Source organism: Romboutsia hominis, from assembly GCF_900002575.1.
Classification (GTDB): Bacteria; Bacillota; Clostridia; order Peptostreptococcales; family Peptostreptococcaceae; genus Romboutsia_C; species Romboutsia_C hominis.
In genome coordinates this window covers 2,639,414-2,659,314 of sequence record NZ_LN650648.1, presented here as the reverse complement: position 1 = coordinate 2,659,314, position 19,901 = coordinate 2,639,414, and the positions used below count along the sequence as shown (strand labels likewise).

At 33.0% G+C, this 19,901-nt stretch carries 10 protein-coding genes, 4 rRNA genes and 1 riboswitch; all 14 genes read left to right on the top strand.

Annotation, left to right across the window (positions count from 1 at the left end; genetic code table 11):
- Nucleotides 1-103 precede the first annotated feature (103 nt).
- A 5S ribosomal RNA gene (rrf, locus tag FRIFI_RS12875) occupies nt 104-220 on the top strand.
- A 217-nt stretch (nt 221-437) separates the two neighbouring features.
- A complete protein-coding gene (locus FRIFI_RS12870) occupies nt 438-2,696 on the top strand; it encodes a glycogen/starch/alpha-glucan phosphorylase (protein ID WP_166506047.1) in 2,259 nt (752 codons plus the stop codon).
- A gap of 187 nt (nt 2,697-2,883) precedes the next feature.
- On the top strand, nt 2,884-4,230 hold the full coding sequence (locus FRIFI_RS12865; RefSeq protein ID WP_166506046.1) for an ABC transporter substrate-binding protein: 1,347 nt from the start codon (nt 2,884-2,886) through the stop codon (nt 4,228-4,230).
- Nucleotides 4,231-4,414: 184 nt separating this feature from the next.
- On the top strand, nt 4,415-5,260 hold the full coding sequence (locus FRIFI_RS12860) for a carbohydrate ABC transporter permease (RefSeq protein WP_092923315.1): 846 nt from the start codon (nt 4,415-4,417) through the stop codon (nt 5,258-5,260).
- Entirely contained in the window at nt 5,260-6,114 is an 855-nt protein-coding gene (locus FRIFI_RS12855; RefSeq protein ID WP_092923317.1) for a carbohydrate ABC transporter permease, read from the top strand. The genes FRIFI_RS12860 and FRIFI_RS12855 overlap by 1 nt, the downstream gene beginning before the upstream one ends.
- 24 nt (nt 6,115-6,138) lie before the next feature.
- The gene (gene malQ, locus FRIFI_RS12850) at nt 6,139-7,620 is read left to right on the top strand and encodes a 4-alpha-glucanotransferase (RefSeq protein WP_166506045.1); all 1,482 of its coding nucleotides are present in this window, start codon (nt 6,139-6,141) and stop codon (nt 7,618-7,620) included.
- A 64-nt stretch (nt 7,621-7,684) separates the two neighbouring features.
- On the top strand, nt 7,685-8,719 hold the full coding sequence (locus FRIFI_RS12845) for a LacI family DNA-binding transcriptional regulator (protein ID WP_166506044.1): 1,035 nt from the start codon (nt 7,685-7,687) through the stop codon (nt 8,717-8,719).
- A gap of 57 nt (nt 8,720-8,776) precedes the next feature.
- Nucleotides 8,777-9,403 (top strand): YesL family protein, encoded by a 627-nt coding sequence (locus FRIFI_RS12840; protein WP_166506043.1) that lies wholly within the window; start codon nt 8,777-8,779, stop codon nt 9,401-9,403.
- Between the two features lie 512 nt (nt 9,404-9,915).
- Nucleotides 9,916-11,418 (top strand): 16S ribosomal RNA (locus FRIFI_RS12835).
- 141 nt (nt 11,419-11,559) lie between these two features.
- Nucleotides 11,560-14,462, top strand: a 23S ribosomal RNA gene (locus tag FRIFI_RS12830).
- Between the two features lie 59 nt (nt 14,463-14,521).
- Nucleotides 14,522-14,638: ribosomal RNA gene (gene rrf, locus FRIFI_RS12825) — 5S ribosomal RNA — on the top strand.
- The 16S, 23S and 5S rRNA genes sit together here, the layout of an rRNA operon.
- Before the next feature lie 660 nt (nt 14,639-15,298).
- Nucleotides 15,299-16,231: an AAA family ATPase gene (locus FRIFI_RS12820; RefSeq protein ID WP_092923327.1), complete on the top strand. Its 933-nt coding sequence runs from the start codon at nt 15,299-15,301 to the stop codon at nt 16,229-16,231.
- 14 nt (nt 16,232-16,245) lie between these two features.
- Nucleotides 16,246-18,018: a vWA domain-containing protein gene (locus FRIFI_RS12815; RefSeq protein ID WP_092923330.1), complete on the top strand. Its 1,773-nt coding sequence runs from the start codon at nt 16,246-16,248 to the stop codon at nt 18,016-18,018.
- 47 nt (nt 18,019-18,065) lie between these two features.
- Nucleotides 18,066-18,246, top strand: a riboswitch (cobalamin riboswitch).
- A gap of 518 nt (nt 18,247-18,764) precedes the next feature.
- Nucleotides 18,765-19,787, top strand: a complete 1,023-nt coding sequence (locus tag FRIFI_RS12810; protein WP_092923332.1) for a BMP family lipoprotein — start codon at nt 18,765-18,767, stop codon at nt 19,785-19,787.
- Nucleotides 19,788-19,901 lie beyond the last annotated feature (114 nt).

Sequence of the window (19,901 nt, the reverse complement as noted above, 5' to 3'; positions counted from 1 at the left end):
TTATTAAAATTTTAATAAGGAAGATTTCGGTTGCTAAGAATAAAATGATTAACTCTAGATGATATACAGTTTTCAGAGTATTAACTCTAAAAGATAAAGATTATGTGGTTATTATAGCAAAGAGGATACACCTGTTCCCATACCGAACACAGAAGTTAAGCTCTTTAGCGCTGATGGTACTTGGAGGGCGACCTCCTGGGAGAGTAAGACGTAGCCACGTAATCTTTTTTTGCGTTCAAAAATATAAAAATTTTAAGTATTTAATATTGGAATAAATTTATAAAAAAAATGCAAATTAAAAAAATATGTTGTGAAAAAAAGTTTAATAAACTACAATTACCTTAAGAGTAAAAATTTTAGCAATTTTGGAAACGATTCCGATAACGTTTCCAAAATTGCTAAATAAAATATTTAGTCAATAAAAAGGGGGATTGTAGGTGAATTTATCAGAAGGCCTAAAATTAAAAACTAATAAAGACATATCTGATTGTTCAAATGAGGAAATTTATTTTGCATTACTAGAATTAGTTCAAGAGCTTAGCGAGAAAAAAGTAATCAAAAATCAAGGCAAAAAGAAATTATATTATATATCAGCAGAATTCTTGATAGGAAAATTATTATCTAGTAATTTGATAAATTTAGGTATATATGATCAAGTAAAAGAAATCTTATTAAAGCATGGAAAAAATATATCTGAGATAGAAGAGATAGAGCCTGAGCCATCTTTAGGAAATGGTGGTCTTGGTAGATTATCAGCATGTTTTCTAGATTCTATAGCAACTTTGGGGATTCCAGGAGATGGTATTGGTTTAAATTATCATTTTGGTTTATTTAAACAAGTATTCAATAATAACTTACAAACAGAAGAAAAAAATGAATGGATTGATAAGGTCGGGTGGTTGAATAAAACCAGTACGACTTATGATATTAATTTTGGGGAATTTACTTTAAAATCTATACTTTATGATATTAATGTTACAGGATATAATAATCAAACTAATAAACTTCATTTATTTGATATAGAAACGATTGATGAAAGCATAGTAAAAGGTGGTATAGATTTTGATAAAGATAATATCGAAAAGAATCTTACTTTATTCTTATATCCTGATGATAGTGATGAAGAAGGTCGTCTTCTTCGAATTTATCAACAATACTTCATGGTAAGTAATGGTGCTAGATATATATTAGATGAGTGTATGGCAAAAGGAAGCAACTTACATGACTTAGATGAATATGCAGTAATACAGATAAACGATACTCATCCGACTTTGATTATACCAGAACTTATACGTTTATTAGTTGAAAGAGGAATAGAATTAGATGAGTCTATAAAAATTGTAACTAAAACATGTGCATATACTAACCACACAATTTTAGCTGAAGCTTTAGAAAAATGGCCTATTAAATATTTAGAAAAGGTTGTTCCACAACTTATACCTATAATAAATGAGTTAGATGATAGAGTTAGAGAAATTTATGAAGATGAGTCTGTGTACATTATAGATAAAAATGATAATGTAAATATGGCTCATATAGATATACACTATAGTTTTAGCGTAAATGGAGTAGCGTCACTTCATACTAATATATTAAAAAATAATGAATTAAATAATTTTTATAAAATTTATCCTGAAAAGTTTAATAATAAAACGAATGGAATAACATTTAGAAGATGGCTTATTCATTGTAATCCACTATTAACAGAGTTTATAGAAGAATTGATAGGGGATGAATTTAAAGCTGAGGCAGAAAAATTGCAAGACTTGATAAAATATATAAATGATGAAAAAGTACTTCAAAAGTTATTAGATATAAAACATTCTAATAAAGTTGAATTAAAAAATTATCTTAAAAAGACTCAAAATATAGATATAGATGAAAATTCTATTTTTGATATACAAATAAAAAGGTTACATGAATATAAAAGGCAACAAATGAATGCATTATATGTAATTTATAAGTATTTGCAAATTAAACAAGGGAATACACCAAAAACTCCTATTACAGTTATATTTGGAGCAAAAGCTGCCCCAGCATATACTATTGCAAAAGATATAATACATTTAATATTATGTTTACAAGAACTTGTAAATAATAATGAAGAAGTTAGTAAATATTTAAAAGTTGTAATGGTTGAAAATTATAATGTTACTATTGCAGAAAAACTAATACCGGCATGCGATATATCAGAACAGATTTCATTAGCTTCAAAGGAAGCAAGTGGAACTGGTAATATGAAATTTATGCTAAATGGAGCATTAACGCTAGGTACAGAAGATGGAGCTAATGTAGAAATACATGAACTTGTTGGAGATGATAATATATTTATATTTGGGGAGAAGAGTGATAATGTAATTAAACACTATGAAAATGGAGATTATGACCCTCTTGATATTTATATAAAGGATAAAAATATAAAAGAAATAGTAGATTTTATTGTTAGTGAAGAGTTAATGCACATTGGATGTGAAGAAAATCTTATTAGGCTATATAAAGAAATAATAAGGAAAGATTGGTTTATGGCTTTATTAGATTTTAATGAGTATTGCAAAAAGAAAGAGGAAGTCTTTAAAGAATATGAAAATAGAAATAAGTGGGCAAAAAGAATGCTAGTTAATATAAGTAAAGCAGGTTATTTTTCTTCAGATAGAACTATAAATCAGTATAATAAAGATATTTGGAAGTTACAGTAGAAAAGTCAATTATAAAACAGCATATGATCACAATAAAGGACAAAGTATAAAAGAATAATTTCTTGATTTTGAGAATTGTAGATGATAATATTTAAGTAAAGGGTCAGGAAACCGATATCAGTAACGTTTTCGGTAACGTTACCAGTAAGGCTTCAAAGGGATGAAAATTAAAAAAGGGGGATTTACTATGATTAAATTGAAAAAGTTTGTAACAATTGCTTTATCTGCAGTTTTAACAACAGCAGCACTAACAGGATGTTCTTCATCCTCTGATGATAGTACAGCTAAGGAAGATGGTAAGGGGTCAGTATATTACCTAAACTTCAAGCCAGAATCAGAATCACAATGGAAGAAAATTGCTGAGGATTATGAAAAAGAAACTGGTGTAAAAGTAAAAGTAGTTACAGCTGCAAGTGGAACTTATGAACAAACATTAAAGTCAGAAATAGCTAAAAAAGATGCTCCTACATTATTCCAAATAAATGGTCCAGTAGGATATGAATCATGGAAAGAGTATTGTGCTGATTTAAAAGATACAAATCTTTATAGTAAATTATTAAATCAAGATATGGCTATAAAAGATGGGGATGGAGTGTACGGTATACCTTATGTTGAGGAAGGGTATGGTATAATATACAACCAAGAAATAATGGATAAATACTTTGCATTAGATGGTGCAAAAGCTAAATCAATAGATGAAATAAATAATTTTACAAAATTAAAAGAAGTTTCAGAAGATATGCAATCTAAAAAAGATCAATTAGGAATAGATGGAGTATTTGCTTCTACATCACTAACTCCTGGTGAAGATTGGAGATGGCAGACTCATTTAGCAAATCTTCCTGTTTATTATGAATATAAAGATAAGGGAGTATCTAACTTAGACAAAATAGATTTTACTTATTCAGATAACTTTAAAAATATATTTGACCTATACATAAATAACTCAACTTGTGAACCTACATTATTAGGTAGCAAGACAGTTTCAGACTCAATGGCTGAATTTGCACTTGGAAAAGCTGCAATGGTTCAAAATGGTAACTGGGGATGGAGTCAAATAGCAGAAGTTGAAGGAAATACTGTTAAAGCAGAAAATGTTAAATTTATGCCGATATATACAGGTATTGAAGGCGAAGAAAAACAAGGACTTTGTATAGGAACAGAAAATTTCTTCTCTATAAATAGTAAAGCTTCAGAAGCAGATCAAAAAGCATCAATTGAGTTTGTTGAATGGTTATTCACTTCTGATACAGGTAAAAATCATGTAACAAATGAATTAGGTTTCATAGCTCCATTTAATACTTTCAAAGATTCAGAAACACCTCAAGATCCATTAGCTAAAGAAGTTTTAAGATATTTAGGAAATAAAGATTTATACAATGTAGACTGGAACTTTACTTCTTTCCCTAGCCAAACATTTAAAGATGATTTTGGTGCAGCATTACTTGAGTATTGTAATGGAAATATGAAGTGGGAAGATGTTAAGAAATTAGTAGTTGAAGAATGGGCAAGTGAAAAAGAAGCATCTAAATAAATTTTGAATTAATTTGATTTGTAAGTGAAAGGGCTTAGCCATAGATAACAGTATAATATCGTTAATATAATTTAGGATAAATCCTATTTATTTGATGAGAGAAATGCTTGTTTATGGTTTAAGCTTTTTCTTTAAACTAATTTGTTATAAGAAGTTTAAAATTATTAATATTAGGGGGAACATTATGCAAAAAGCACTAAAAAAATACTTTCCGATATTCCTAATTCCAACTCTGATTGCATTTTCTATTGCATTTATAATTCCTTTTATAACAGGTTTATATTTATCTTTTTGTGAGTTTATTACAATAAGTGATGCAACATTTGTGGGAATAGAAAACTATAAAAAGGCTTTTTCAGCAGGTCAAGGGTTTGTTGAGGCTTTTGGATTTACTACGATATTTACAATTATATCTATTATAACAGTTAACATACTTGCATTTACCCTTGCTTATTTTTTAACAAAAAAGATAAGAGGGACAAACTTTTTCAGAACTGTATTTTTCATGCCAAACTTAATAGGTGGGATAGTTCTTGGGTATACTTGGCAGTCTATGATAAATTCATTTTTAGCTAATTATGGAACGACTCTTGTTGCTAATCAAAAGTATGGCTTTATAGGATTAATTATACTTATGAATTGGCAAATGATAGGGTATATGATGATTATTTATATAGCTGGGCTTCAAAGTGTGCCTAATGAATTAATAGAGTCAGCAAAAATTGATGGAGCAACAAAATGGCAGACACTAAAAAATGTAACTATACCAATGGTAATGCCATCTATTACAATTTGTACTTTTTTAACTTTATCAAATAGCTTTAAGTTATTTGACCAAAACTTAGCATTAACTAATGGAGCCCCAATGCATAAAACAGAAATGCTAGCTCTTAATATAGTTAATACATTCTATGGAAGAAATAATTATGAGGGTGTTGGTCAAGCTAAGGCAGTTATATTCTTTGTTATAGTAGCGGTAATAGCTCTTTCTCAATTATACTTCACTAGAAAGAAGGAGGTTGAACAGTAATGCAAAACACAATGGCTAGAAAAAAGAATGTAGGAGACAATATAGTATTTATCATACTTTGTGCATTAGTAGTAGTATTTTTAGCACCGATTATATTTATAGTTGTAAATTCATTTAAGGGAAAATTCTTTATAAGTGACAATCCTTTTTCCTTACCTACGGCAGAAACATTTGTAGGTATCACAAATTATATTAATGGTTTACAGAAAACAGGGTTTTTAAGTGCTATTGGATGGTCATTTTTTATTACAATAATGTCAGTAGTAGTAATTTTACTTTTTACTTCTATGACAGCATATTACATTACAAGAGTAAAGAGTAAATTTACAAGTGTGTTGTATTACTTATTTGTATTTTCTATGATAGTACCTTTTCAGATGGTAATGTTCCCGATGGTAAAGTTAGCTGATACTTTACACCTAGCAAATCCGTTAGGTATGGTAGCGTTATATTTAGGATTTGGATCAGGATTATCGATATTTATGTTTAGTGGTTTTATAAAATCAATTCCACTAGAAATAGAAGAAGCTGCTATGATAGATGGATGTAATCCTTTACAAACTTATTTTTACATAGTGCTTCCTATTTTAAAACCAACTGCAATCACTGTTGCCATACTAAATGCTATGTGGATATGGAATGACTACTTACTACCTTATTTAGTTATAGGTTTATCTACAAAATACAAAACTATACCAGTAGTAATTCAAATGTTAGTAGGTTCTAATGGAAATAGAGATATGGGTGCGATGATGGCTATGTTAGTATTAGCAATCATTCCTATTATAATTTTCTATTTAATATGTCAAAAGCACATAATAGAAGGAGTAGTTGCTGGTGCTGTTAAAGGATAATATAAGGGGTAGAGGAGAGAGATTATGAGAAGAAGTGGAATGTTGCTACCTATTTCAAGTTTACCCTCAAAATATGGAATAGGTAGTTTTTCAAAAGAAGCTTATGATTTTGTAGATATATTAGAAAAAGCAGGTCAGAGTCTATGGCAAATACTGCCTCTAGGACCTACAGGGTATGGTGATTCTCCTTACCAATCATTCTCAACTTTTGCAGGAAACCCATACTTTATAGATTTAGATGAATTGGTTAAAGAAGGGCTTTTATCTGAAGAAGAATGTAATAGTTATGACTGGGGAAGTAACAATGAATATATAGATTATGAAAAAATATATTTATCAAGATTTAAAATTTTAAAAAAGGCTTATGAAAGAAGTAACATAAGTAAAAATAAAATATTTAAAGAATACTGTGAAATAAATAAGTGGTGGTTACACGATTATGCGCTATATATGTCTATAAAAGATTCTTTTAGCTCAAAGTCATGGATAGAGTGGGATGATGATATTAGATCAAGAAAAGAAGAAGCTATATTGAAATATGAAGAAAATCTAAAAGATGATATTACATTTTATAAGTATCAACAATATCTATTCACTAAACAATGGAGTAAACTTAAAGCTTATGCAAATGAAAAAGGAATATCAATAATAGGAGATATACCTATATATGTAGCTTTAGATAGCTCTGATACATGGGCTAATCCAGAGTTGTTTCAATTAGATAAGGATTGTATTCCTACAGCTGTAGCGGGTTGTCCTCCAGATGGTTTTTCTGAAACAGGCCAATTATGGGGAAATCCACTGTATTATTGGGAATATCATAAATATACAGAGTATGAGTGGTGGATTAAAAGAATAGAGTATTCTCATAAATTATATGATGTTGTAAGGATAGATCATTTTAGAGGTTTTGATGAGTATTATTCTATACCATATGGAGAAAAAACGGCCATAAATGGATCGTGGAAAAAAGGTCCAGGTTTAGATTTATTTAAATATATAAAAGAAAAGCTAGGAGATGTAGAAATAATAGCAGAAGATCTAGGTTTTTTAACAGAAAGTGTTAAACAGCTTTTAAAAGATACAGGATACCCAGGTATGAAAATACTACAGTTTGCTTTTGATTCAAGGGAAGAAAGTGATTATTTACCTCATAATTATGACAAAAATTGTATAGTATATACAGGAACTCATGATAATAGTACAATTAAAGGGTGGTATGAGAAAATTAATCCGCAAGATAAAAGAATGTGTGTTAATTATATGAATAATAAATATACTAGGGGAAATGAGATACATTGGGATTTTATATGCTTAGCTATGAGAAGTGTAGCTAATACTTGTATAATACCCGTTCAGGACTATTTAGGATTAGGTAATGAAGCTAGAATAAATATACCATCTACATTAGGGGATAACTGGAAATGGAGAATGAATCCAAATTGTTTCTCTAAAAATTTAATAAAAAAAATAAGGATGTTAACAAAGCTATATGGAAGAAAATAATTTTGAAATATATTATGTGATGTGTTAATGCATTAAAATATTAAATTGAAAGGAAGCCGTTGATATGAAGGCAATCACAATTAAAGATATAGCAAAAAAATGTGGCGTAGGAGTAAGTACGGTATCAAGGGCTATCAATAATCATCCAGATATAAATGAAGAAACTAGACGAATGATTATGGAAGTAATAAAAGAAAGTAACTTTATTCCTAATAATAGTGCCAGAAATTTAAAACTTTCAGATACGAAAACTATAGGAGTATTAATAAAAGGTATAGATAACCCATTTTTTCAAAATATGATAAAAGTATTTGAAGAAGAAATACAAAATAGAAAATATACATTTATATTACATAGAGTAGACTCTAGTCAAGATGAGGTCGAGGTAGCTTTAGAGCTTATAAAAGAAAAAAGATTAAAAGGAATAGTATTTTTAGGTGGATCTTTTTCACACCAAGAGGATAAGTTACAAGAAATAAAAATACCATTTGTACTAAGTACAATAGCTATAACAGATAATGTAGATAAGAATTTATATTCATCAGTATCGGTTGATGACGTATATGAAAGTAAAAAGATAGTAGACTTTTTATGTGATAATGGACATAAAAAAATTGCAATTCTAGCATCATATAGTACAGATATGAGTATAAGTAATTTACGTTTAGAAGGATACAGAAAGTCTTTAAGAAGTAGAAATATTCCAATAAATGAAAATTTAATTAGATATACCTGGGATAGCCCTAATTCATATAGTATGGAGAATGGATATAATCTAACTAAAGAGCTTATAAACTCTAAAGAAGAATTTACTGCTATTTATGCAATTTCTGATAGTATGGCTATTGGAGCATGTAAAGCTATACTAGAGTCTGGAAAAAGGATACCAGAAGATTACTCTGTTGTAGGATTTGATGGATTAGATATTACATATTATTATAATCCATCTATAACAACAATACGCCAACCTATTGAGGAAATGGCAAAGGAGACCACTAAGATATTATTTGACTTAATTAATAAGAAAAGTAAAAATCAACATAAAATCTTTGAAGGAAAATTGCTTGTAAGACAATCAACTTCTAAATTAGATAAATAAATTTGGAAAATAAGAATAATTTTAAGTAATGATTACAACTAATAGAAAGGATTTTTTATGGATAATTTATTTAGATATGATGGCAAGTTTTGGGAAACGTTAGATAATATAACAGATATAGTAGTGTTAAATTTTTTATTCATAGTTTTTAGTATACCAGTTATAACAATAGGAGCATCTTTAACAGCGACATATTCTGTAACTTTAAAAAAGGTTAAAAATGAAGATGTAAATGTTACTAAAGAGTTTATAAAAAGATTTAAAGAGAATTTTAAAATTAGCACTGTAGTATGGATATTAATGATAGTAGTTGGAAGTGTATTATTACTAGATTTTCACATATCTAATTTAATATCTGATAAAACTTTGGGGATAATGTTAAAGCTTATATCTACGATAGTAGGAATAATATATTTATTTAACTTTACATATGTATTTCCTATTATATCTAAATTTAATAACACTATAAAAAATACCATAGTAAATTCTATTCTTATATCAATACATAATCTACCTTATACAATAATAATGTTGACGATGAATTTATTATGTATAGTATTGACGTTTTTATTAGTTGATTATTTTGGATATATATTATTTTTTTATATGGTAATTGGGTTTGGGATTACTTCATATATTAACTCTATATTTTTAAATAAAATATTTTACAAATATATAAATTAAGAAAGTATAAATACATTTATTTAATAATAAGTAATATAATAGCATAGATTAATCTATGCTTTTTTATGTAATGGGATAAGGCGTTATGACATAGCGCTTTGCTGATGCATTGCTTAATTAAAGTAAACTTTTTATTGTTTATTTTGACTTAGATAAAATTTTAAAAAAGTTAATAAATTAGTTGATAATGTGGATAAAAAATGGATTGAAAGAGTTTTACTTAATCTAACACTGTTAATAATGTTAGTAAAATCCTATACAAATAAATTTAAAAAATATATTGACTAATAGTTAGAAAGATGATAAAGTATTACTTGTCCAAGAGATACGGACGAAAAATAAAACGAAAGAAATTCTTGACTAAAGGTTAATAACCTGGTAAGATAAGTAAGTCGAGAAAATGAACTTTGAAAATTAAACAGTAGGTTAATTTATATAACTGATTCTTAAAAGAATCGAAAACAAACCAAGCCAGATATTCAGATAATGATAGTCTGAGCAGGTAACAACTTTTATTTGAGAGTTTGATCCTGGCTCAGGATGAACGCTGGCGGCGTGCCTAACACATGCAAGTCGAGCGATTTACTTCGGTAAAGAGCGGCGGACGGGTGAGTAACGCGTGGGTAACCTGCCCTGTACACACGGATAACATACCGAAAGGTATGCTAATACGAGATAATATGGGAGAGTCGCATGGCTTTCTTATCAAAGTTTTTGCGGTACAGGATGGACCCGCGTCTGATTAGCTAGTTGGTAAGGTAACGGCTTACCAAGGCGACGATCAGTAGCCGACCTGAGAGGGTGATCGGCCACATTGGAACTGAGACACGGTCCAAACTCCTACGGGAGGCAGCAGTGGGGAATATTGCACAATGGGCGAAAGCCTGATGCAGCAACGCCGCGTGAGCGATGAAGGCCTTCGGGTCGTAAAGCTCTGTCCTCAAGGAAGATAATGACGGTACTTGAGGAGGAAGCCCCGGCTAACTACGTGCCAGCAGCCGCGGTAATACGTAGGGGGCTAGCGTTATCCGGAATTACTGGGCGTAAAGGGTGCGTAGGCGGTCTTTCAAGTCAGGAGTGAAAGGCTACGGCTCAACCGTAGTAAGCTCTTGAAACTGTAAGACTTGAGTGCAGGAGAGGAGAGTAGAATTCCTAGTGTAGCGGTGAAATGCGTAGATATTAGGAGGAATACCAGTTGCGAAGGCGGCTCTCTGGACTGTAACTGACGCTGAGGCACGAAAGCGTGGGGAGCAAACAGGATTAGATACCCTGGTAGTCCACGCCGTAAACGATGAGTACTAGCTGTCGGAGGTTACCCCCTTCGGTGGCGCAGCTAACGCATTAAGTACTCCGCCTGGGAAGTACGCTCGCAAGAGTGAAACTCAAAGGAATTGACGGGGACCCGCACAAGTAGCGGAGCATGTGGTTTAATTCGAAGCAACGCGAAGAACCTTACCTAAGCTTGACATCCTTTTGACCGATGCCTAATCGCATCTTTCCCTTCGGGGACAGAAGTGACAGGTGGTGCATGGTTGTCGTCAGCTCGTGTCGTGAGATGTTGGGTTAAGTCCCGCAACGAGCGCAACCCTTGCCTTTAGTTGCCATCATTAAGTTGGGCACTCTAGAGGGACTGCCAGGGATAACCTGGAGGAAGGTGGGGATGACGTCAAATCATCATGCCCCTTATGCTTAGGGCTACACACGTGCTACAATGGGTGGTACAGAGGGCAGCCAAACCGTGAGGTGGAGCTAATCCCTTAAAGCCATTCTCAGTTCGGATTGTAGGCTGAAACTCGCCTACATGAAGCTGGAGTTACTAGTAATCGCAGATCAGAATGCTGCGGTGAATGCGTTCCCGGGTCTTGTACACACCGCCCGTCACACCACGGAAGTTGGGGGCGCCCGAAGCCGGATAGCTAACCTTTTGGAAGCGTCCGTCGAAGGTGAAATCAATAACTGGGGTGAAGTCGTAACAAGGTAGCCGTATCGGAAGGTGCGGCTGGATCACCTCCTTTCTAAGGAGAATTGCCTACTGTTTAATTTTGAGAGTTCATTAGAACCTCAAGATAGTACTTTGAAAACTGTATAACATTTAGTGATATGACATCATTTTTTATAAATAGACAAGAAAAGTCTTTAAAATAACTTTAATAACTGGTCAAGTTATTAAGGGTGCAGGGCGGATGCCTTGGCACTAGGAGCCGATGAAGGACGTGATAAGCTGCGATAAGCTTCGGGGAGTTGCACGTAAACTTTGATCCGAAGATTTCCGAATGAGGAAACTCACTTAGAGTAATGTCTAAGTATCGTTAAGTGAATACATAGCTTAGCGAGGGGAACCCGGGGAACTGAAACATCTAAGTACCTGGAGGAAGAGAAAGAAAAATCGATTCCGTAAGTAGCGGCGAGCGAACGCGGAACAGGCCAAACCAACAAAGTTTTCTTTGTTGGGGTTGCGGACATATCATCAAGGTCGAGGTCATCGTAGATGAAGAGAGTTGGAAAGCTCCGCTATAAAGTGTAACAGCCACGTAGTTGAAACGATAATTCGATAGATATGATCCAGAGTACCACGGGACACGTGAAACCCTGTGGGAAGCAGGAGGGACCATCCTCCAAGCCTAAATACTACCTAGTGACCGATAGCGCATAGTACCGTGAGGGAAAGGTGAAAAGAACCCCGGGAGGGGAGTGAAATAGAACCTGAAACCCTGCACTTACAAGCTGTGGGAGCACATTACTTGTGTGACCGCGTACTTTTTGTAGAACGGGCCAACGAGTTACGTTAAGTAGCAAGGTTAAGCACTTAAGGTGTGGAGCCGTAGCGAAAGCGAGTCTTAAATGGGCGATTTAAGTTACTTGACGTAGACCCGAAACCGGGCGACCTATCCATGAGCAGGTTGAAGCGAAAGTAAAATTTCGTGGAGGACCGAACCCACGAGCGTTGAAAAGCTCGGGGATGACTTGTGGATAGCGGTGAAATTCCAATCGAGCCCGGAGATAGCTGGTTCTCCCCGAAATAGCTTTAGGGCTAGCCTTGAGCTTAGAGAAACGGAGGTAGAGCACTGAATGTCCTAGGGGGTATTGCACTTACCGAAGACTATCAAACTCCGAATGCCGTCTTCTTTTGCTCAGGAGTCAGACTGTGGGTGATAAGATTCATAGTCAAGAGGGCAACAGCCCAGATCGTCAGCTAAGGTCCCTAAATGTACGTTAAGTGGTAAAGGATGTGGGATTGCACAGACAACCAGGATGTTGGCTTAGAAGCAGCCACTCATTTAAAGAGTGCGTAATAGCTCACTGGTCGAGTGATCCTGCGCCGAAAATTTCCGGGGCTAAAACGTACTACCGAAGCTACGGCATCATTTATGATGGGTAGGGGAGCTTCGTATGCAGGCTGAAGCATGACCGTAAGGACATGTGGACAGTATACGAGTGAGAATGTTGGCATGAGTAGCGAGACGTGGGTGAGAATCCCACGGGCCGTAAACCCAAGGTTTCCAGGGGAAGGTTCGTCCGCCCTGGGTTAGTCGGGACCTAAGCCGAGGCCGAAAGGCGTAGGTGATGGACAACAGGTTGATATTCCTGTACCACCAATAACCGTTTGAGGAATGGGATGACACAGTAGGATAAGCTAACCACACTGTTGGTTATGTGTGGCTAAGTACTGAGGCAGTCAAGATAGGCAAATCCGTCTTGATAATGCTAGGGTACGATGGGGAGCCCTTTCGGGCGAAGTAGCTGATTTCACACTGTCGAGAAAAGTCTCTACCGAGGTTAAAGGTGCCCGTACCGTAAACCGACACAGGTGGGTGAGGAGAGTATCCTAAGGCCAGCGAGAGAACTATTGTTAAGGAACTCGGCAAAATGACCCCGTAACTTAGGGATAAGGGGTGCCATCCATTGGATGGCCGCAGAGAATAGGCCCAAGCGACTGTTTACCAAAAACACAGGTTTCTGCTAAGTCGCAAGACGATGTATAGGAGCTGACGCCTGCCCGGTGCTGGAAGGTTAAGGGGATCTGTTAGGAGTAATCCGAAGCAGTGAACTTAAGCCCCAGTAAACGGCGGCCGTAACTATAACGGTCCTAAGGTAGCGAAATTCCTTGTCGGGTAAGTTCCGACCCGCACGAAAGGCGTAACGATTTGGGCACTGTCTCAACAATAGACTCGGTGAAATTGTAATCCCGGTGAAGATGCCGGGTACCTGCGACAGGACGGAAAGACCCCATGGAGCTTTACTGTAGCTTGACGTTGGGTCTTGGTACTACATGTACAGGATAGGTGGGAGACTATGAAGCATGGACGCCAGTCTGTGTGGAGTCACCCTTGGGATACCACCCTTGTAGTACTGGGATCCTAACCAGAGGCCTTGAATCAGGTCTTGGGACACCGTCAGGTGGGCAGTTTGACTGGGGCGGTCGCCTCCCAAAAAGTAACGGAGGCGCTCAAAGGTTTCCTCAGCACGGTCGGAAATCGTGCGAAGAGTGTAAAGGCAAAAGGAAGCTTGATTGCAAGACATACAGGTCGAGCAAGGACGAAAGTCGGACTTAGTGATCCGGTGGTTCCGCATGGAAGGGCCATCGCTCAACGGATAAAAGCTACCCTGGGGATAACAGGCTTATCTCCCCCAAGAGTCCACATCGACGGGGAGGTTTGGCACCTCGATGTCGGCTCATCACATCCTGGGGCTGTAGTAGGTCCCAAGGGTTGGGCTGTTCGCCCATTAAAGTGGTACGCGAGCTGGGTTCAGAACGTCGTGAGACAGTTCGGTCCCTATCCGTCGCAGGCGTAGGAAATTTGAGGAGACCTGTCCTTAGTACGAGAGGACCGGGATGGACGTACCTCTGGTGTACCAGTTGTTCTGCCAAGGGCATGGCTGGGTAGCTATGTACGGAATGGATAAGCGCTGAAAGCATCTAAGCGCGAAGCCAACTTCAAGATAAGATTTCCCACCGTAAGGGTAAGACCCCAGGAAGACTACCTGGTTGATAGGTCGAAGGTGTAAGTGCAGTAATGTATTTAGCTTATCGATACTAATAGGTCGAGGACTTGACCAAAAATCATTAACTAAATGATATACAGTTTTCAGAGTATTAACTCTAAAAGATAAAGATTATGTGGTTATTATAGCAAAGAGGATACACCTGTTCCCATACCGAACACAGAAGTTAAGCTCTTTAGCGCTGATGGTACTTGGGGGGCGACCTCCTGGGAGAGTAAGACGTAGCCACGTAATCTTTTTTTTATTTTATAAAATATTAGATATGTATAGATAGCTATTTAAGGCTATCTCTTTTTTATTTTATAAGTTTACTGTTATGATATTTAAAAAGGTTAAATAAATTAGATAAGTTATTAGCAAATTATTTAGCAGAAGTAAAAAACGGTAAGACAATAAGCACAAATTATGGTATGAAAAATTCACTTCAAATATGCTATTTTATGAAAAGATAGAAGGAATTATTTATATGGTAATAGGGGATTTTATGTTAGAGGCAGCAGTCAAAAATAAATAATCACTGTATTGGGATAAGTTATGTGATATAAGAAGTTGTAGTAATATATATGCTGATGGAGAATTATTCTATGAAAATGGAAAGTTTGTAGACTATATTTTATGTAAGTACGGATTATAAATAAAAATAAGTAGGGGGTTAGGTTATATACTAAGCCTCTTATTTTTTAATAAAATTTTATTTTGTTCTAATAAAGAATTGAGATAATTTAGATATTAAGTAATTTTAAATCCATAAAACAGTCAAAGTATTTAAACGTAAGGTATTTAAGTAAATTTTAGATAAATTAACAAGGTAGTGTAAGGATAAAATATTATATCAGATTATAGATTATATGCTAATATTATAGTATATAACAAAGACAAGGGGGACTGACTATGGGTATAATAGTAAGTTTATTAAACCAAGGTGTAGACGAAAAATTAATAAATGATGCAATAAAGTTTAAAGAATTCTATAAAATAGATGAGAATCTTAAACATAGGATATCAGATTCGACTAAGTATTTTTATGGAAAAGATATATGGAATATGGCTATATCAGCTATATTAGAGGGAGAAAACATACTATTATCTGGCCCAAAGGCGACAGGAAAAAATCTACTAGCAGATAATTTATCAGAGTTATTTGGAAGACCTCAGTGGAATACATCGTTCCATATAAATACAGATAGTACAACTTTAATAGGTACAGATACATTTATAGATAATGAAGTTAAGTTAAGAAGAGGCTCAGTATATGAATGTGCTATAAATGGGGGATTTGGTATATTTGATGAAATAAATATGGCTAAAAATGATGCAATTGCAGTACTACATTCAGCGTTAGATTATAGAAGAGTAATAGATGTACCTGGATATGAAAGAATAAATCTTCATGATGCAACGAGATTTATAGGAACTATGAATTATGAATATGCAGGGACAAAAGAATTAAATGAGGCACTAGTTTCTAGGTTTATGGTCATAGATATACCTGCTGTAGAAGAAGAAAAATTAATGCTAATATTAAAAAAAGAATTTGAGGATGCAGATGAAGAAAAATTAATCCAATTTGGAGGTATATTCTTAGACTTACAATTAAAATCACAAAATGGAGAAATATCTAGTAAATCAGTAGATTTGAGAGGATTAATAGGATCACTAAAAGCTATCAGAAGAGGATTAAAACCATCTTTAGCGGTTAATATGGGAGTAACAAGTAAAACATTTGATGTATATGAGAAAGAGATTGTAGGAGATATTATAAAGACTAGAATACCAGATAAATGGGAAACTAAAGATATATTTCCTAAAATAAATACATATTAAAGTAGGAAATAATTATGAAATGGGTATATGGGAATTATGAATTTGAAAATAGAATTAGCAATCTATCTTGGACTGTAGCAGGAGATTATAATGATGATATTCAAATATCTAAAAATGAATATTCATCTAAAGATATCGCCTTGTATTTTGCTACGATGGCAGGAGGAAGGCATAAATACATAGATTGGATCTTAGTAAAAAGATACTTATTAAGTAGAGCTAAAATGGGATATGATATTGATGTTATATCTGATTTATTGCATATAACATTAGATAGGTTAGTTGAAGAAAAGATTATAAAGGAAAGACCAGGTATTGAAGATATAAGATTAAGTGCTTACAAAGATATTTTATCAGGTTTTAGTAAAATACATAATGAAGAAATACTACAAAAAATAAAATACTTTTTAGTTTTAGAAAGGATGGGAAAACATCCAACTATAGACGGACTAAGTAGAAGGATAGTAAATAAAATAAATGAAATTAATCTTAATGAAAATATAGTTGAAATACTTAGGGGAATAGATGAAATTTATATAAATTATTTTAATGATACTTCAAATAAATATGATAATGAAAACTATGAAAATGAAAGAATAATAAATTCAAATATAGATTTTGACACATTTTCAGATTTTATGTATGAAGAACTTTATGATAATGAATACAGTAAAACTATAGAAAATCAAATAAGCGAGATATCATCATCTATGTTAATTGAAAGCTTAGGAGAAGTTGATATTAAAGGCTCAAAACATAGTTCTAACAATGTACTATATGTTGATGAGGAAACTTTAAATAAGATATATAAGAAAATAGAGCATTACTACGGGAAATCATATATAGGTGACTTAGAATTAAAAAAAATAGAAAGCAAATGTTGTAGAGGGGTTCATGAGGGATGTAGAGTACATTTTACAGATGGAGTATTAAGAAGTGAATGTAGTAATATAGCTCAGATAAAATATGCAACTAGACAAAAAGAAAATAATACTCGTAAATTTAGAGAAAACATAAAAATATATAAAAGGAATATATTAAAATTAAAGGAAACTCTATTGAGAATATTAATAGAAGAAAATGAGAAAAGTAGAGTTTATTGTGATAGTGGTACTATATATGCAAATAGGGCATGGAGAGCAACTAGAAGCAATAATAATAAAATTTTCTACAAAGATATTGAAAATGAGAAAGGTAGGTATGTAATAGATATACTTTTAGATTCTAGTGGGTCTCAAACTAGAAATCAAGCCAATGTAGCGATACAAGCATATATAATATCAACAGCTTTAACTAAGGCTGGTATACCAAATAGAGTTATGGGATTCTCAAGCCTTATGGATTACACTATATTAAAAAGATTTAGAGACTATGAAGATAAAATAACCAATAATGAGAACATATTTGAATATTTTTGTGCTGGAAATAATAGAGATGGACTAGCCATAAAATCTATTTGTGAAGGATTATTAGAAAGAGAAGAAGAAAATAAAATCTTAATTGTATTAAGTGATGGAAGACCGAATGACATAAAGATAGGTAAAGACAGGGAAAGAAGTATAAGAGGAGAAATGTCTTATAAAGGTATGATTGGAGCAAAAGATACTGCATCAGAAGTAAGAAAAGCTAGGCAAAAGGGAATAATGGTACTAGGAGTATTTACAGGAAAAGAAATAGATTTAGAAGTAGAAAAAATTATATATGGTAAAGACTTCATATATACTAAAGACATCCAGAGGTTTTCTGATGTGGTTTCCATGTATTTAAAAAAGATAATAAGAAATTAGAAAAATAAAAGGAATATTAAAATATATAGCGAATATAATTTAATATAGAAAAGTATATATTATAGGTTCTTAATATAAGATTAATAGGGAAAGAGGTTAAAATCCTCTACAGCCCCCGCTACTGTGATGCTGATGAAATTTCTAAAACCACTGTAATATTAGATTATGGGAAGGAGAAAGAGTAAAATGAAGCTAAGTCAGGAGACCTGCCTAATAATATTAAATGATTTCTTCGGGGATGGAGAATGTCTTTAAGCTACTTATATAGTTATTTATGTAGATAAAGTCTAATCCCTGTGGATTAGGCTTTTTTATTGTGAAAAGTTTAAAATTTTATATAAATGATATTAAGAAATATTTTAAATAGATGAAGTATATAAGATTAAGCTATGCAAGATAGTTTGCATTAAAAAGAGACTTGTAATGTATAAGTCTTAAAATTAATTTGCCTTAAGCCTAAATTTAATATAAATTTTATATCTAAAGCTTTATGCTTAAAAAGCCCTTATTACATTTAAGGGCTTATTTTTTTATGTAATGATCTTATATTAAGAATAAAAATGTAGATAATTCATATTGATAATACACATTAATTAGTATGAAAATGTAAAAATATTAAAAAATACATGAAGCCATAAGTGATATGAGCGAAGTAAATTTTTTATTTAACATAAATTGTTTACATGTGTAAAGACATATAATACAATTTATGTGTAAACATAATTTATCAGGGGGAGATTTAGTATATGTTAAAGTTAAAGAAGAGATTAATATTTACAGCAATAGTAGGGATTATGTCTTTAAGCATGATTGGATGTAGTAATGACTCAAAAGAAGGTAGCAAAAACATGAAAGGTGACGAAGAAAAATTTTCTGTAGGAATAGTGCTTGGAGAAGGTGGGGCTAATGACCAAAGCTTTAATCAATCATCATTAGAAGGATTAGAAAAGGCAAAATCAGAACTAGGTATAGATGGCTCATACTTGGAGTCAAACCAAGATGCAGATTATGCACCTAATATAGAAACCTTTATAGACCAAGAACGTGATGTAATTATAGGTGTTGGATATACAACAGCAGAATCAATGTTAAATGCAGCAAAACTTTATCCAGATAGACAGTTTGTCATAATTGATCATAATTATGAAGAAGAGGGACAAGAAATACCAGACAATATGATATGTATGACTTTTGATGAAAGAGAGGCAGCATATTTAGTAGGTATAATAGCATCTAAGATGAGTGAAACTAATAAAGTTGGATTTATAGGTGGTATGGAAATACCAAATATAACAAGATTTGAAGAGGGATTTAAAGCTGGGGTAAAGTCGGAAAATAAAGATGTAGAGTATTTATCTCAATATGCAAATTCCTTTGATGATGCTAGCTTAGGAAAGTCTATAGCTAATCAAATGTATAATAATAAAGTAGATGTAATATTCTCAGCTGCAGGTGGTGTTGGAACTGGTGCGATAGAGTCAGCTAAAGAAAAAGATAAGTATGCTATAGGAGTAGATATGGACCAAAATAATTTAGCTCCTGACAATGTAATAACTTCAGCTATGAAAAGAGTTGATATTGGTGTTTTTGATACAATATCAAAGATAAAAGAAGGAAAATTTGAAGGCGGAAAAGCTGTAGTTTATGGATTAAAAGAAGAGGCAGTTGGGATAGCACCAAGTACTGGTAAAAATGTACCTAAAGAAATAATTGATTATGTTAACAAAAAAGCAGAGGATATAATAGAAGGAAAATTAGAAGTAAAATAATACATAAGATATAAAATGGCTATTTAAAATAATAACTTGTAACTTAAGAAAGTATAAATTGCAAGGATTATTATTTTTAGATAGCCTATTTATTTTAAATAAAATACAAGAATA